General features: G+C 39.3%; 12 protein-coding genes. All 12 read left to right on the top strand.

Annotated features, from left to right (window positions below):
- Window positions 1-25 precede the first annotated feature (25 nt).
- Window positions 26-1,363, top strand: a complete 1,338-nt coding sequence (locus I6H64_RS05085; RefSeq protein ID WP_176594895.1) for a PTS sugar transporter subunit IIC — start codon at window positions 26-28, stop codon at window positions 1,361-1,363.
- Window positions 1,364-1,391: 28 nt separating this feature from the next.
- Window positions 1,392-4,025, top strand: coding sequence for a glycoside hydrolase family 38 N-terminal domain-containing protein (locus tag I6H64_RS05080; protein ID WP_056985192.1), 2,634 nt, complete (start codon window positions 1,392-1,394; stop codon window positions 4,023-4,025).
- 5 nt (window positions 4,026-4,030) lie between these two features.
- On the top strand, window positions 4,031-5,335 hold the full coding sequence (locus I6H64_RS05075) for a glycoside hydrolase family 125 protein (RefSeq protein WP_008841920.1): 1,305 nt from the start codon (window positions 4,031-4,033) through the stop codon (window positions 5,333-5,335).
- A 199-nt stretch (window positions 5,336-5,534) separates the two neighbouring features.
- Window positions 5,535-5,987, top strand: coding sequence for a PTS sugar transporter subunit IIA (locus I6H64_RS05070; protein WP_002831301.1), 453 nt, complete (start codon window positions 5,535-5,537; stop codon window positions 5,985-5,987).
- Window positions 5,984-6,280, top strand: coding sequence for a PTS sugar transporter subunit IIB (locus I6H64_RS05065; protein ID WP_008841921.1), 297 nt, complete (start codon window positions 5,984-5,986; stop codon window positions 6,278-6,280). Before I6H64_RS05070 ends, I6H64_RS05065 begins: the two co-directional genes overlap by 4 nt.
- A 24-nt stretch (window positions 6,281-6,304) precedes the next feature.
- A complete protein-coding gene (locus I6H64_RS05060) occupies window positions 6,305-7,663 on the top strand; it encodes a PTS ascorbate transporter subunit IIC (RefSeq protein ID WP_005916385.1) in 1,359 nt (452 codons plus the stop codon).
- Window positions 7,664-7,686: 23 nt separating this feature from the next.
- Window positions 7,687-9,663 (top strand): transketolase, encoded by a 1,977-nt coding sequence (gene tkt / locus I6H64_RS05055; protein WP_198458927.1) that lies wholly within the window; start codon window positions 7,687-7,689, stop codon window positions 9,661-9,663.
- Window positions 9,660-10,379, top strand: coding sequence for a transaldolase (locus I6H64_RS05050; RefSeq protein WP_004165293.1), 720 nt, complete (start codon window positions 9,660-9,662; stop codon window positions 10,377-10,379). Before tkt ends, I6H64_RS05050 begins: the two co-directional genes overlap by 4 nt.
- Window positions 10,380-10,448: 69 nt before the next feature.
- On the top strand, window positions 10,449-12,563 hold the full coding sequence (locus tag I6H64_RS05045) for a BglG family transcription antiterminator (RefSeq protein WP_008841458.1): 2,115 nt from the start codon (window positions 10,449-10,451) through the stop codon (window positions 12,561-12,563).
- A gap of 245 nt (window positions 12,564-12,808) precedes the next feature.
- A complete protein-coding gene (locus I6H64_RS05040; protein ID WP_005916398.1) occupies window positions 12,809-13,804 on the top strand; it encodes a LacI family DNA-binding transcriptional regulator in 996 nt (331 codons plus the stop codon).
- 160 nt (window positions 13,805-13,964) lie between these two features.
- Window positions 13,965-14,993: an aldose epimerase family protein gene (locus tag I6H64_RS05035; protein WP_008841457.1), complete on the top strand. Its 1,029-nt coding sequence runs from the start codon at window positions 13,965-13,967 to the stop codon at window positions 14,991-14,993.
- 420 nt (window positions 14,994-15,413) lie between these two features.
- The gene (locus I6H64_RS05030) at window positions 15,414-17,357 is read left to right on the top strand and encodes a sugar MFS transporter (protein WP_008841456.1); all 1,944 of its coding nucleotides are present in this window, start codon (window positions 15,414-15,416) and stop codon (window positions 17,355-17,357) included.
- The last annotated feature ends 29 nt before the right edge of the window (window positions 17,358-17,386 follow it).

Raw genomic sequence — 17,386 nt, 5'->3', positions numbered from 1 at the left:
AAAACAATACAAGGAGAAAACTGTTATGAAATTCAAACTTGAGTCAATTCAAGAACCATTACTGAAAGTTTCTTCGTGGGTAGAGCGGAATACCATCTTACAAGCAATTAAAAATGCGTTTGTTCGAACAATTCCGTTTACCGTTGTCGGATCATTTTCAAACTTAATTAAAATGCAGATTGACGCGTTAATCAAGGCTAAGCACCTAGATAACGTTATTTTGACCAATATAAGCAATCTTTTCGGGTACCTAGGTACGGCAACCTTAGGGATTGTCGCTTTAATTGTGGTATTTTCATCGGCTTATTCCTATGCGGTGGAATTAAAACGGGATTCGCGTAATGACAACTTAAATCCAATTATTGCTACTTTGCTAGCACTAGCAGCATATTTTGTTATGGTACCCAATAACGTTAATTTTTTAGATACTAAGGCAAAGGTGATCGAGGGCTTTTCAACATCATTCTTTAGTTACGAAGGGATGTTTACGGGGCTAATTGTCGGTATGATTTCGGTAGCTTTGTTCGCAAAGTTTGCTCGGAGCAAGTTCACCATTAAAATGCCTGGCAACGTTCCTCAAAACGTTTTTGACTCCTTTCTTTCATTAATTCCTATTTCAGAAGTTTTATTAGTATTTGGCGTTTTACGGATTGTAATTCAGTCTTTAGGTTACGTTTCTTTAGTCCAAATGATCTCCGAAGTTTTGATTAAGCCATTATTAACCGTCGGAACCGGATTACCAGCAATTATTATCGTAATTTTATTGGAACAAATCTTATGGTTCTTAGGTTTGCATGGTTTCAATATTGTATGGGGTGTGGTTTCAGCGTTTTGGTTGCCACTTTTCTTACAAAACGTCGCTGAATTTGCTAAAACTCAAAGTTTTGCAGGCATCTTCATTGCACCAAATACAATGACTAACGTTTACGCAATGATAGGTGGATCAGGGGCGACCTTTGGTTTAATTATTGCGATGTTAATTTTCACTCGTAAAGGTGAAAAAGAACGGGAGGTTGCAAAATTAGCCTTAATTCCTGGCTGCTTTGGAATTAACGAACCGGTTATTTTTGGTTTGCCGATTGTCTTGAACCCGTTGATGTTCATTCCGTGGATTCTAGTTCCAATTATTAATGCAGTAATTGCGTACGTAGTTACGGCAATTGGTTGGGTAGTACCTTTAGTAGTGTTAAATTCAGGAAACGAACCAATTTTTATTAGTACTTGGGTCCTAGGTGCCTTTCATTTCAGTCCCGTAGTGTTAACGTTTGTGCTAGTCGTTTTGGACGTGTTCTTGTACGCGCCATTTGTAATTATTAACCAACGACATGAACGTGCGGTGGCTGATCAAGAATTAGCAGTTTAAGTAGGTAAGTAGAGAAGGAGTGTTGGTTTTGAAAAAAGTTTACGCAGTTGCACATACGCATTGGGATTTTGAATGGTACTTTTCACGTCAGGAGGCTCGGGTACAATTTATCTTTCACATGGACGACGTTTTCAAAGCGTTAGCTGAAAATAAGCTGGAGTATTACATGCTAGATGGACAGATGGCCATTGTAGATGATTATTTAAAAACCTGTCCTGAAAAAAGAGCTACGCTTGAAAAGTACGTAAAAGCTGGACGATTGTTTGTGGGACCGTGGTACACCCAAATTGATGAAATGGTAACTTCGGGTGAGTCGGCAGTTAGAAACTTACGGTTAGGCTTGAAGGCTAGTAGAAAATTAGGTAAATCTACTAAGGTAGGATACCTTCCGGATTCATTTGGTCAGAGTAAAGATATGCCGAAAATATATAATGGTTTTGGCATTAAAGATGCCGTGTTTTGGCGGGGACTTCCAGCGGACCAAAAAGTTAGATATTTTTACTGGACGAGTGAAGATGGTTCAAAAGTGCTGACGGCTAATATCAAAAATGGGTACTATGCGGGCGTAGACTTAGTTGAAAAAGATAACTTTAAGGAGTTAATGCAAAACATTTCTACAGATACCAACGTAGAAGATTTGGTCTTACCAATTGGGGGCGACCAACGAGCGGTAGATTTTAATTTGAAGAAACGCTTAAAGTTGGCCAATCGAGAATTAGCTGGAGAATATGAAATCATTGAAAGCAACTATCCGGAATACTTTAAAGCCTTAGAACAAAATGGGGTGCTTCCTGAGCTTAGCGGTGAGTTTATTGATCCTTCAGTTTCAAAAATTCATCGAGGAATTTATTCCTCTCGTTATGATCTCAAACAAATCTATGATGAGCTAGAGCAATTGATGATTTACCAGGTAGAACCACTTTCAGCAATTTCCCGCCAACAGGGTATGGAAGTTAAGCAAGGATTAATTGATGAGGTTTGGCAAATAATTGCTAAAGGGCAAGCACATGATAGTTCGGGAGGAAGTAATAGTGATAAAACTAACCGAGATATTTATAATCGTGCCGTAGAAGCCCAACAACTTGCACGTTCTTTAAAAGACTATTTGTTACGAAAATTAAGTATTTCAGTCAAGAACAAGGACGACTTATTCTTATGGAACCCGTTGCCAATGTCAGTAGACGAAGTCCGGGAGTTAGAGGTCAGCACTACGACCCCGTCTTTTGAAATTATATCTCAAGATGGCAAAATAGATTTTGATCTAATTGAACAAAAGCAGTGCAACGCTGCTACCTTACGGCGAAATCCAGCAGAGATGGATAACGAATATTATTACGTGAGTCGGATAGCTATGAGAGTGCAAATTAAGGCTACCGACTGGACTAGTTTTAGAATTAAGGAAGGCACCGTTGGTAAGGAAATTTTAGCTGCTTCAGTTACTAATGAAATTCAAAATGAAAAATACCAGATAGAATTTGAAAATGGGCAGTTAAACATAACTGACAAACTAAATCATTGTACCTATATAAACGCATTAAGTTTTGAAGACGGCGGCGACGAAGGAGATACGTACGATTATTCGCCTGCATACAAAGATTGGATTATCAACTTAGGATTTGCGAATGCAACAATTACTACCAAAGTAGGAAAGCAAACGCAAATAATGCTTTTGGAGGGCACGTGGCACGTCCCTTATGATTTGCAAGAACGAGCCGCAAAAAAAAATAACGGAGCTATTACTTACCGAATAAAGTTGCAGCTAGATCAAGGTGGGGATTTAATAAAGTTTAAGATGAATGTTAATAACCAAGTACTTGATCACCGGCTTCGTTTGGTGATGAACACGGGGGTAAAAGCCCAAAATACTTTTGCAGACACCCAATTTGGCGTTGCCCAACGTCCAGTAATTGACCCTAAAATGGATAATTGGCAAGCAATTGGATACCGGGAAGAACCTACGGCATTAAGACCGATGCTTCACTTTGCTAATGTTCACGATAGAGAAAAAAGTTTTTCGTTCATTACTGCTGGTATGCGAGAATTCCAAGCAATTGGTGACCAATTCGATAAATTAGCAGTTACGCTTTTTCGTGGTGTAGGTTTCTTAGGCCGACCAGACTTAAAACGGCGCCCTGGAGATGCTTCTGGTTTAGTGATGAAATCAGTAGCCACCCCCGATAGCCAGTTAATGGGCGAGCAAAGTTTCCAAGGTGCAATTGTAATTACTCACGATTGGGATCCACGACAATTGCAATGTATGCATCTGCAAGTATCGCAATCTGGTTTGTATTACCAGCGCCAAGTAATTAACCGATTTACTACTCCATTGCAATACTTTGCGGTTAATGAGCTTGCTAATGAGGTTAAACATCGGCCAATCGTCAAGATTAACAATTTAAAAGTTACATTAAGCAGTTTTCAAACGTCGGTAGATCAGACAGGATATGAATTACGATTATATAATCCTACGCAACAAACCGTGGCTAACCCAGGAAATCTGCAATTTACGCAGAACGTTAACGTATCTTTGATGAATCTAAAAGGTGAGGTCCAACAAACAGTAGCAAACGCGGTGAAAAACTATTCGTTACCGAAGTTTAAACCAGGGGAAATTCGGACTATGGGACTGTTTCCTATCGGAGAAATAATTGGTGGTGATTGAGAATAATGGAAGAGCACATGTTCATTGACCAAACAAAATTAATTAAACAAGTTAGAAATTACGCTGAAAAAATTAGTTTAACCAACGCTAAAACTACGGCAATGTTTAAAAATGCGATTATTGACACAATTTCTAACACTGTCGAAGTGCAAGACGACCGCGTTTTTATTGCGACGGGTGATATTCCGGCAATGTGGTTAAGGGATTCCACTTTTCAAGTGTTACCTTATTTAAGCATTAGTGAAGACATCCCGGATTTAAAGGGCTTAATTCACGGCGTGATTAATCAACAACTAGATTATGTGAATCACGATCCTTACGCGAATGCGTTTAACAAAACCGCTTCGGGAGCACATTTTAATCCTGATCATTCTAATGTCAGAATTTCTGATTTGGTTTGGGAACGTAAATTTGAAATTGATTCCCTATGTGCGCCACTACTACTAGCAGTTCGATTATATGAAGATACGGGATATGCGCAACATTTTACAGACTATTTTTGGCAAACCGTAGATTTGATTGTCGATACCTTTATTAAAGAGCAGCACCATGAACATTCTGAGTATTTCTTTGAAAGAGACGTTGGTCCAGCCTCGGACACGTTAAGCAATGCAGGTAGAGGGACTAAAATTGGCTATACAGGGATGGTCTGGTCCGGTTTTCGACCAAGTGATGACGCATGTAAATACGGGTATTTCGTGCCAGGAAACATGATGATTGTGACGGTAATTGAACACCTGTTAAAAATCATGAAGGAGCAACGAATAGATGATGCAGCTTTATCGACTAAAATGAATCGTTTAGCTAACGAAGTTAGAAACGGTATTGAACGTTACGGAGTTGTCGAACTACCGGACGGGGCTCGGATGTTTGCTTATGAAGTTGACGGATTGGGTAACTATAATTTAATGGATGATGCCAACGTTCCTAGTTTGCTAGCAATCCCCTTTATTGGTTATACAAATGAGCGGGATGCTGTGTACGTTAATACGCGAAAGTTTATTTTATCTTCTAATAATCCCTATTATTATCAAGGGACGATTTTGTCGGGAATTGGTAGTCCGCATACACCCCAAAATTATGTATGGCCAATCGCATTAGCAATGGAGGGGTTAACGACTAGTGATTTAAACTTGATTACCGCTAAGCTGAACGTGATTAGTCAAACGGATGCGAATACCAACCAGTGCCACGAAGGAATCGACGTAAACAATCCTGATAAATACACTCGGGAATGGTTTTCATGGGCAAACATGACTTTTTGTCAGTTGGCGTTCCACTACTTGAAGGTGAAAGGGGAGTTGTTTTAGTTAGGGTGTATTAAAAATATAAATCACTAAAATAATATGTATTTTTATAAAAGCTGGAATTTATTTCCAGCTTTTTTTGCGCAAAAAATTATTAATTAGAGTGCAAAAGTTGCAGACTAACGACTGCTAGAACTTGTCTTGTTAGCGTTTTCATAAAAAGTAAAATGAAGTCATAGCATAAGGAAGGGAGGAAACACTAGTGTTAAATGAATTGTTGACCAAAGATACGATTCAGTACCGAGATATTGACCACCTTAATTGGCAAGAGGCGATTAAGGTTGCAGCAATGCCACTAATTAAGAACGGCAGTATTTTACCTCGGTACGTTGAATCTATGATTAAGATTTCTTTGAAAGAAGGACCGTATTTTAACATTGGACCAGAAGTCGTCTTGGCTCATGCTAGACCGACTGATGGTTCTAATGGGATTGCATTGGCACTTTTAAAAACTAAAAAGGACGTTTGTTTAATTAATGATCAACATCCTGCAAAGTTATGGTTTGTTTTAGCTGCAAATGATAACCAAAGCCATTTGATGGTAATTAAAGAGTTGATGCAATTATTAACAGATAAAAAGCGGGTTGATTTATTACTCAACGCTGAAAATAAACAAAGTATTGAAAAAATTATTGTCGAAGGAGTAGGAAAATGAAGATTTTAGCAGTTTGTCAAAGCGGATTAGGAAGTAGCTTTATGGTGCAAATGAATATCCAACAGATATTAAGCGACGAGAAGGTAGATGAAGAAATTCAAGTTGATCATGCAGATGTGGGAAGTGTGACTGCAGATGCAGCTGATTACTTTTTTGTCGAAACTACTTTAAAAAGTGCGCTAGGTAGTCTTCCAGAAGATAAGATTATTCTTTTAGATAGCCTGATTGATCAAGATGAAATTAGGGAAAAGGTTAATGAAATGCTAGATAAGAATAATATCCAACATGGTTAATACAAAATAAAGAAGGTGGCATTAATGAAAGCGATTCTAAATCTATTTGTAGCGATTGCAACGCAACCAGCAATTTTAGTCGCATTAATTGCAATGACAGGACTATTGCTACAAAAGAAAAAAGCAACTGAAGTAGTTCAAGGAACTATCAAAACTTTTGCTGGGTTTTTGGTCTTAATCGGTGGTTCAGGGATCTTAAGTAATTCGTTGGCGCCGTTTGCAAGTATGTTTCAATCGGCCCTTCACGTACAAGGGGTGGTGCCAAGTAATGAAGCAGTTGTAGCAATTGCGTTAGTTAAGTATGGATCAACAACGGCGCTCATTATGTTAGTAGGAATGATTATAAATATTCTCTTAGCACGATTCACCCGGTTTAAGTACATTTTTTTAACTGGACAAGCAATGCTTTATGTTTCTTGTTTAACTGCGGTAATTTTAATTTCAGCTAATTTAGGAAATGGTTGGCAAACGGTTATCTTAGGTGGCATTTTTGAAGGGACTTTATTAACGATTACCCCAGCACTTTGCCAACCCTTTATGAGAAAAATCACCGGTGGTGACACAGTTGCAATGGGGCACACCGGGAATATTGGATACGCAACTGCAGGATTGGTCGGCAAAATTTTTGGCAATAAAGAAAAGAGTACAGAAGACTTAAATATTCCTAAAGGACTAAGTTTTTTAAGAGATTCAACAGTTTCAATTACTTTATTGATGGGGATTGTGTACATTGCTTTAGCTATTGTAGCAGGTCCGCACTTTGTGGAAACTAAGCTAAGTGGCGGGACTAATTACATTATTTATGCATTAGTGCAAGCGGGAACTTTTGCAGCTGGATTTGTAGTGGTATTACAAGGTGTTCGGATGATTTTAGCTGAAATTGTTCCAGCCTTTCAAGGGATTGCCAAAAGCTTAGTACCCAATTCTAAACCCGCACTAGATGTTCCAATTATTTTTCCTTACGCACCAAATGCTGTATTAATTGGCTTTTTTGTAAGCTTTATTGTAGGTACCTTAAGCATGTTTGTGATGATTGCCATGAAAACCACGGTAATTATTCCAGGAGTGGTTGGCCATTTCTTTTGTGGAGCAGCAGCAGCAATTTACGGTAATTCAGAAGGTGGACGGCGAGGTGCAATTTTAGGTGCTACTGTAAACGGTTTAATTATTAGTTGGTTACCGTTATTGATTTTACCAGTACTGGGCTCTTTAAAATTGGCGGCATCTACTTTTGCAGACACAGATTATTTAGTACCCGGAATTCTATTAGGAAAACTAGGTAGCTTAGGAACGATGGCAGTAGTTACTGGAATTATTTTATTTTTCTTAATAGTACTAGTAACCAGCGTAATTTTAAATCAGCGAGATAAGACATCAGATTAAAGGATTGTTGGGGGAAGAAGAAAGTGTTTACTAAAAAAGATATTGATGCGGTTAACGCAATTCGTTTTCTAAGCGCAGACATGATTGAAAAGGCGCAAAGCGGACACCCAGGTTTGCCGATTGATGCGGCACCCATGGCGTATACATTATGGGAGAAGTTCTTACAATTTAACCCACAAGATCCAAAATGGATTAATCGGGATCGCTTTATTCTAAGCGCGGGCCATGGATCGGCAATGCTTTATAGTTTATTGCATTTGAATGGCTTTGATTTACCGCTAACTGAATTGAAAAAGTTCCGGCAGCTCGGTTCTAGAACTCCAGGACATCCGGAATATGGGATGACGGCCGGTGTAGATGCCACCACCGGCCCGTTAGGCCAAGGCTTAGGGATGGCAGTCGGGATGGCAATGGCAGAACGCCACTTAGCAGCGTTGGCTAATCGCCCAGGTTACCCAGTTTTCAACCACTTCACGTATGCTTTAGTTGGTGATGGGGATCTAATGGAAGGGGTTAGTCAGGAAGCTATTAACATTGCAGGCCAAAAACAGCTCAATAAATTAATTGTTTTGTACGATTCTAATGACGTTTCGCTTGATGGACCTTTGAGTTTAAGTGCCAACGAAAACGTCGCACAGCGTTTTAAAGCTGCTAACTGGAATTACCAAAAAGTTACCGACGGCAATGATCTGGCTGGGTTGCAACAAGCGTTACAGCAAGCCCAAACTAGCGACCGACCAACCTTGATTGAAGTTAAAACGATAATCGGATATGGTACCCCGGAAAGCGGGACGAATAAGGTACATGGAAATGCCTTAGGAAAGGCTAATTTGGCAGCGATGCGCCAATTTTATCATTGGCAAGCGGCGCCGTTTGAGATTGCCCCAGAAATTTACCAACATTATCAAGAACAGGTAGCTAAAAAGCAAACGGCCTACCAAGCCTGGCAAACGATGTTCCAAGAATATCAAACAGAGTTTCCAGAAGTTTACCGCCAATTTCAAGATGCGCGCTTAGATACGACCAAGCTTAATTTAGATGACCCGGCATGGCAGGAGCCCATGGCAACTCGAACGAGCAATTCTAAAATTATGCAACAGGTTGCCGACCAGAACGTGCAATTATGGGGCGGCTCAGCAGATTTGTATTCTTCAAATAATACTCGCCTTGATGATTCGAAGGCGTTTGATGCGTTGCATCCCGAACAACGCAACGTTTATTTCGGAGTGCGCGAATTTGGTATGGCAACTGCGGTTAACGGGATTAACTTACATGGCAACACCCGGGCGTTTGGGAGCACGTTCTTTGTCTTTAGTGATTATCTCAAAGCAGCGATTCGCTTAGCGGCGATCCAGCAGATTCCAGCAGTATACATTTTCACGCACGACTCGATTGCGGTCGGCGAAGACGGACCAACTCATGAGCCGATTGAACAGCTAGCCGGATTACGATCCATTCCTAACGTGACGGTGATTCGCCCAGCCGATGCGCACGAAGTACTGGGCGCTTGGCAAAAGATTGGCCAAATTACTGATCAGCCAACGGTACTAGTGTTGACCCGCCAAAAAGTGCCATTATTAGTGCAAACGCAGGCTGATAAAGTGGCCTTCGGCGGCTATACACTTTCGCCAGCTGCCACCGCCAATCCGGACGGAATCTTGGTTGCAACGGGTTCAGAAGTCGCCTTAGCTCTACAGGCACAACAAAAACTCGCCCAAGAAAAATTGAACGTGGCAGTAGTTTCCATGCCGAGCGTCGAGCTTTTCCAAGCTCAAAGTCCGGATTATCAAGCTCAAGTTCTTCCACCAAACGTGAAGGTAAAGCTAGGACTTGAAATGGGCAGTCGCAATGGTTTAGCCACAGTGGCGAGCGCGGTAATCGGAATTGATCACTTTGGGGCAAGCGGGAACGGCACGAAAGTAGTTCAACAAGCAGGCTTCACGGTAGATAACATTGTGGAACGATTTAAAGCAAAATTAGCAGAGGCGGAAGTGAAATGATGGATGTAAATGATTTAACTATTAAGGTTTATGAAGACGGCGCGGAAATTGAGAAAATGCGAGCTGCTAGTCAGCAGGCGTTCGTTAAGGGTTTTACTACGAACCCCTCGCTATTAAAACAAGCGGGAGTGACTGATTATTTAGCTTTTGCCCGCCAAGCGGTGGCAGAATTTCCAGAGCAGGAGTTTTCTTTCGAAGTTTTTAGTAACGAACCGCAAGAAATGTTGCGGGAAGCTCAAATCTTACATGATTTAGGTCCCCGAGTGTATGTAAAAGTACCGATTATTACTACAACCGGAGAATCCACTGCGGACGTGATTAAAGAGCTATCGGCAGCGCATATTAACTTAAACATTACGGCAATCACCACGGTAGAACAGGTTGAAGTTGCCGAGCGTAATTTAGCACCAGGCACCCACAACTTAATTTCCATTTTTGTGGGACGGGTAGCTGACGCTGGAATTGATCCGCATCATTTGATTGAAAGCAGTGTAGAAATTACGAAGTCTCACCCAGAAGCATCCTTGTTATGGGCAAGTACGCGAGAAGTGTACAACGTATTTGAAGCACAACAAATGGGGGTGGATATTATTACGGTGCCACCAGCTTTAATTACGAAGTTAAGTAAAACGGGTAAAGCGGCTTTAGAAATTTCGGTGGATACGGTTAAAGGTTTCCAACGGGATATTGAGGAATCAGGATTGTCAATTTTATAGCCAGATTTTTTTCTCAGACATTGTATTAACTATTGTCTGAGATTTTGTGTATGTTAATTAGTGAATAGCATGGGTGAATATATGTTGGAATTAAATAATTCGGAAACTAAAGTATTAGAAGCACTTTTAAAAAACAATGTCTTGTATTCAATAAAAGATTTAGCAACCGAAACTAAATTATCAAATCGAGCAATATATTACAACGTTGCTAACCTTTCAAAAAAGTTGATGGTAAATAATATTGAACCGCCGCGCAATATTCGCGGAAGGGGATATTATTTGCCTGAGGAAAGTAAGCGTCTTTTAAAAAATAATTATTACAGTGATAAATTACTAATTCTAGACGCCCATTCTCGTCGAATCTTCTTGATTTTTTTAATGTTAACTGAGTCAAGTTTCAATACATTAGCTAAGATGGCGGAGATTTTAGAAGTTTCTAGGAATACTATTGTACATGATCAAAAGATAATTACAGTTTTTTTGAAAAAGTACCATTTAACGGTGGTTGGCAACCGAAAGGGTCATTTTATTTCAGGAAATGAAGTAGATATTCGGTATTTTTTACAAAACAATAGCGTAAAGATTGCAACTGTTTTAGCAGAAGTAAGTAAGCAAAAGGGCGACTTTGACGAAATTCGTTCCATAATGAACTTAAGAAGTGTCATTGAAAGTTGGCTGGAAAGTATTGAACAGCGTAGTTTTTTAAATTTTACTGACGATGGGAAAAAACATCTAGAAAATTTTTATATGCTAGTTTTAAATCGAATCTTACGAGGACACATATTACAATCAGGTGAGATGTTTACGTCTGGAATGGATTACCATCATTTACGAAAACAAAATGAATTTATGATGGCAAAAGAATTGCTAACAAAATTAGGATTGGACTTAAGAGCAAAGTATGAAGAAGAGGTCTATTTTTTAGAAAGTATGTTATTAGGGACGCCTAAAAATGAGATTGGTTTTAGTGGAGAAAGCGATGTTAAAAATACGCTAAAGAAGGTTACTAAAGAGATAGTAGATAATTTTAAGAAGCTAAGCGGAATGAATTCAAATAATGAAAGCCAATTACTAAACGATCTTTACACGCATTTAGTTTCAACTTTTTACCGTGTTAAATATAACCATCAATATCGAGATGGATTAGTTACACAGATAAAAAGTAAGTATTTTAACGTTTACACATATACCAAAATGTCTTTACAACCATTTGAAAAATTAAATGTTGGACATTTGAACGAAAATGAAATTTCGTTGATTGCAATTTATTTTGGTTCACAGATGGTTAGGCAAGCTAAGCAAGGTACGGTTCTTTTAGTTTGTTCTGCGGGATTGGGTACTTCGAGACTGCTTAAAGAAGAAATACTTGCTCATTTTCCTGACGTTAATGTCATCGGTCCGATTACTAAAAGTGAATATAACAATATCCAAACTGATGATTATCCACTCATAATTACAACTACCCCTTTAAATAGTCAGCCAAGTAATAAAGTGATTCTACTTTCTCCAATTCTAACGCAGAGAGATTTGATTTTATTGCAAAAGTTATTTGTAGAGAGAGGGATTTTGCAAACTAACTCTAAGTTTAATGAAAGCAAGTTTGCGGCACTGATGGATGTTATTAATGACACAGCAATTATTCGCGATCCAGTAAAATTAAGTGAAGGGATCAAAGAAATTTTAGCAACGGATACTGAGAAAAGACAAAAGATTATTAAAAATACTTACCCAAAACTAAGTGAACTAATTACTAAAGACACTACTAGCTTTGTTGATGGTCAGGACTTAAATTGGCAAGCTGCTATTGAGTTAGCAGCTAAACCACTAAGTAAAAATAATCAAATAAGCCATACCTATGTTGAAGCCATGATTAATAATGTTATCCAAAATGGTCCCTATATTAACATTGGCAGAATGGTGGCATTTGCACATGCTAAAACTGAAGATGGGGTAAATAGCTTAGGAATGTCTCTCCTGCATCTAAAAGAACCGATTTCGTTAGTTGACAAACAACATCCGATTAAATTGGTTTTTGTTTTAGCAGCTGTTGACCAAGAATCACATGTTAATGCAATGGCTGAATTGGCAGCACTTCTGAGGGACGAGGAGAAACTAGATCGATTGCTTGACGCTAAAAATTTTGAGGAGATTGCACAGATTATTCGTAGTGTGGAAAATTCTTAAAAGAATAGGATACGTTTAAGCTGTTTTAAATGTCCAAAGAAATCATTTCGTTTAACGACGAACTGGTTTCTTTTTGATTTCAAATGAAAATTAAGTGAAGATTTACCTTCTTGAATGTCGCCAATTCCAATATTTAATGATAAAGTTTTACTTGAGTGGTACTGCGGTTATGTATTAATTGGAGTACATTAGTAAAGAAGATAATTTGTATATAGTGAAATTGAGTAACTAAAAGGGGGTAGCCCATGGCAGCAACGTTAAAAGATATTGCAGATCGCGTTGGGGTATCGTTAGCAACCGTGTCACGAGTGCTAAATAAAGATACGTCACTTTCAGTCGGCAATGAAACGAGACAACGAATTTTAGACGCCGCCGAGGCATTACATTATTCAAAAAACAAACGGCATACTAATTCAACCGCCAGAAAACGCCTAGCGATTGTTCAGTGGTATTCGGAAACGGAAGAACAAGACGACTTGTATTACATGTCGATTAGGATGGGAATTGAACAACGCGGACAAGATAATCATTTTGAAGTAACCCGAATCTTCCAAAACAATCTCCAAGAATTGGGACCGGATTTTGATGCAGTAATTGCGGTGGGTAAATTTAGCGAGCCACAGGTTAAAGAACTTGCCGCTGTTACGGGAAACTTGGTTTTTGTAGATGATGATCAATTTGCGGCTGGTTTCGATAGCGTAATTACTGATTTTCAGTTGGCGACAGAAAGAGTGGTCGACTATTTTTGGCAACGTGGTATTAAGGACATTGGAATTATTCATGGTGCTGAAATGACTACCGATCATAAGTTGACCGTGACCGATCGGCGAATGCTGGGATTCCAGGCCGCAATGGAGAAGCGGGGTGCTTTTGAGCCTAAATTTGTATTTGAAGGTGACTATACTAGCGATTCTGGTTTCAAAATGATGCAAAAGGCAATCGACACGCTTGGTGATCAACTTCCCGCGGCTTTTTTTGTGGCTAATGATCCCATGGCGGCGGGTGCCTTGAAAGCACTTCAGGCCAATGGAATTGAAGTGCCAAAACGGGTCAAAATTTTTAGCTTTAACAATACTTCGCTGGCAACGTATGTTTATCCCGAGTTAAGTGCAGTCAATGTGGATACCGAATTAATGGGGGCCACGGCGGTGAATTTAGTGATGAGTCGCTTGACGGGTCGCACAACTACTCAACGGGTTGAACTCGATACAAAACTAGTTGAACGGGCTAGTACAAAATAACTTTTCAGGGAAAATATTTGTGGAAGTCGCATCGTTATTAGATAAGCTGATCTAGTAATTGTGGGACTTTTTATTTTAACTAAAATATTTACTCAATCTATAGCACAATTTGGTATACTGAACTTGAAAGCGGTTTAATTAATTTGGAGGTGTCACAATATTGGAAACTAAAAAAGAAGTATTTGATCAATTTGAGGGTCAAGATGTAATGCGCTATACGTTAATCAACGACCAACAAACGCGAATTTCAGTTTTGAGCTATGGTGGAACGTGGCAAGAATTTGTGGTTAATGAAAATGGTGTTGAGCGCCCATTAATTTGGGGATTGGATAGCATGGCGGATTATCAACGAGTTGGTTACTGCCTTTGTCAATCAGTTGGACGAGTTGCGGGACGCATTGGCGGGGCTAAATTTAAAATTGATGGCCAAGAATATCAAGTTGATATGAATGAACAAACACACTCGCTACATGGCGGTAATCACGGTTTTAATACGTTAAATTTTGCCGGAAAATTTAGTGAAGATGCCAATAGTGTCAGCGTGGTTTTATCGAAGCACATTAAAGCAACTGACGATAATTATCCGGGGAACCTCGATGTAGAAATCAAGTTTACTTTAGATAACCAAAATCAAGTTACGATCGCCTTCACGGGGGATACGGACGCTGCCACCCTGTTTAATCCTACCAATCATGTTTACTGGAATACCACGGACGACCGGGAAAGTTTAGGTAAACAATGGTTACAAATTACGAGCGCAGCCCATCTTGAGTTTGACCAAGAAAAGGTGCCTACCGGTAAAAAAATTGCAGTTAAGGACACTGCTTATGACTTTAACCAACCTAAGTCGGTTGAAAAGGCTTTGCAACAATTAAAAAACGAAAACGGCGGTATTGAATTTGATGATGCTTACGAAGTTAACCCGAGCGCGACCACTCCAATTGCAATGATTGGAGACACTGATGGTAAACGGCAAATTAAACTTTATTCCGACCGCAACGGTTTGGTTATTTACACGGCTAACCCATTTGACCCAGATAAAGAAGCTGCTCATGAGTACAACGCTTTGGCGACTGAAGCACAAACTTTACCAGATGCAATTAACCATTCTGATTTTGGCGACGTTATTTTACGTCCAGGTCAACCAATTACTAACACGATTCGTTACCAATATGAACGTTTGGGTTAAGGCAGGGTCTAATTGGTTACCCAGAAGTCTTAGTTACATTTAAATTTGAAATAATTATTGTTTTAGGAACGGATTATCTGGTGCATTTTTAATCCGTTAAATTTAATAGGGGGCTGTTTGAGAATGGTTAAATTCTTAAACAGCTCGCTATTTTTTTTGCTAAATTTTTAGTAGTCAATCCCTAAAAAACTGTTTAAAAGCGCGAGGTAAAACTACGCAAAATATATTAAAAGTTTTGAAATTAAGACCTGAAGTGGTTGGAAAGGCTGTTTTATAAGGCTTGGTAAGGGAGGGTGGAAAATCATTTCAAGATTAATCTAATAAAATAATTAAGCAAATTTTACTAAAAATATATTGACATCTCTTCTGGAAACGATTACATTTAGTGCATAGATAATTAAAGGAGATTTGATAGAGATTATGGATGCAGAAGTTAAACAAAGTAAGGGGCGTAAGATCACTTCACGACTAGCTTACTCATTTGGTGCATTTGGTCATGATGCATTTTATGCAACACTTTCAACATATTTTATTATGTTTGTAACCTCCCATTTATTTGATAAAAGTAGTGGGGCACAAGGTACAAAGATGATCGCGTATATTACGATGATTATCGCGGTATTACGTTTCGTCGAACTGGCCATTGATCCGCTGATCGGAAATGCGATTGATAATACTAATTCACGCTGGGGACATTTTAAACCGTGGATTGTGATCGGTGGGACAATTGGTTCGGTTGTTTTAGCGCTTTTATTTACCAGTTTAGGGGGATTGAACACCTCTAACCCAATTTTGTACTTAATCGTTTTTGCTATTTTATATATCACGATGGATATTTTTTATTCCTTCAAAGACGTTGGATTCTGGTCAATGATTCCTGCCATTTCATTTGATTCGGCAGAACGTGAAAAGACGGCAACCTATGCTCGGGTTGGTTCCAATATCGGACAAAACATCGTTGGTGTCGTCGTTATGCCAATCGTTTTAATGTTTTCAACAAAGGCTAATAGCGGCCAGGGTGATAATCGCGGCTGGATGGCCTTTGGGATTATCATCGCTGCGGTTGCCTTAATTTCAGCCTTTGCGGTAGCCATTGGAACTAAAGAAAACGATTCGGAATTACGTAAAAATACTGAAAAAACTACGTTCAAAGAATTTTTCAAAGTGTTGGCCCGTAACGACCAGTTGATGTGGTTATCTTTAACTTACGGAATTTACACTGCCGGAATGGCAATTACCAACTCACTTGAACTTTATTACTTTACTTACATTTTAGGCGACGCTTCGAAGTTTACGTTGCTTGGTTCGTTAAATGCCATTATTGGGGTCTTCGCCGTATTGGCCTTTCCTCCATTGGCAAAGAAATTTAGCCGTCGGAAGGTTTTCTTCTTAGCAATTTCAGTTATGGTAATTGCGTTGGCAATGTTTGCCTTTGCGGGTCAATCGTTACCAATGATTTTAACCGCTGCCGTGCTATTCTATATTCCACAACCACTGATTTTCTTGGTTGTTTTGATGGTACTCAGTGATTCTGTTGAATACGGACAATTGAAATTTGGTCACCGGGATGAATCGTTGACGTTATCCGTGCGGCCATTACTTGATAAATTAGGTGGAGCTATTTCAAACGGTGTCGTTGGTTTAACAGCTGTTTGGGCTGGAATGACTGCTGGCGCAACAGCTGGTGACGTTACTTCCCATGGACAAGCAATTTTTAAATTGATGATGCTTGGAGTTCCTGCAGTAATGATTTTAACTGGAGCATTCATCTTCTTTAAGAAAGTTAAGTTAGATGAAAAGATGCACGCCCAAATCGTTGATGAACTCGAAAAAACTTGGTCAAAACATTTGGAAACGGATGAAACTCCTGCAGAAATCGAAACAAACTCTGAAGTAACCATTTACCATAGTCCTGTTGCTGGGAAACTGATCAGCTTAGATGAAGTTGCAGACAAGACCTTTGCCAGCGGTAGCATGGGTAAGGGATTTGCAATTCAACCAACGGACGGTCAGGTTTTGGCGCCGTTTGATGGCGAAGTGGTTGCAACCTTCCCAACTCGGCACGCAATTGGCCTTCGCTCTGATCAAGGGATTCTAACCTTAATTCATATTGGAATTGGTACCGTTAACATGCGAGGGACTGGTTTCGTTCAGTATGTTGAAGAAGGCGATCACGTTAAACAAGGCGAAGAGTTGATTGAATTCTGGCAACCGGCAATTAAAAAAGCTGGACTTGACGATACCGTAATGGTAGTCATCACCAACAAAGAAATGCCTGAATTTGAGTATCTTAAAGACATGGGCAACCTTGTTCAAGATAATGAAAACGTTTTGAAGTTATCGAACGCAAAATTATCGGATTAAATTTTAGTTATAAGAAGAACTTCTCCATT

It is taken from the genome of Pediococcus acidilactici (assembly GCF_016127815.1).
GTDB lineage: Bacteria > Bacillota > Bacilli > Lactobacillales > Lactobacillaceae > Pediococcus > Pediococcus acidilactici.
The sequence above is the reverse complement of the archived record's forward strand: the minus strand, read 5'-3'. Positions and strand labels throughout refer to the sequence as shown.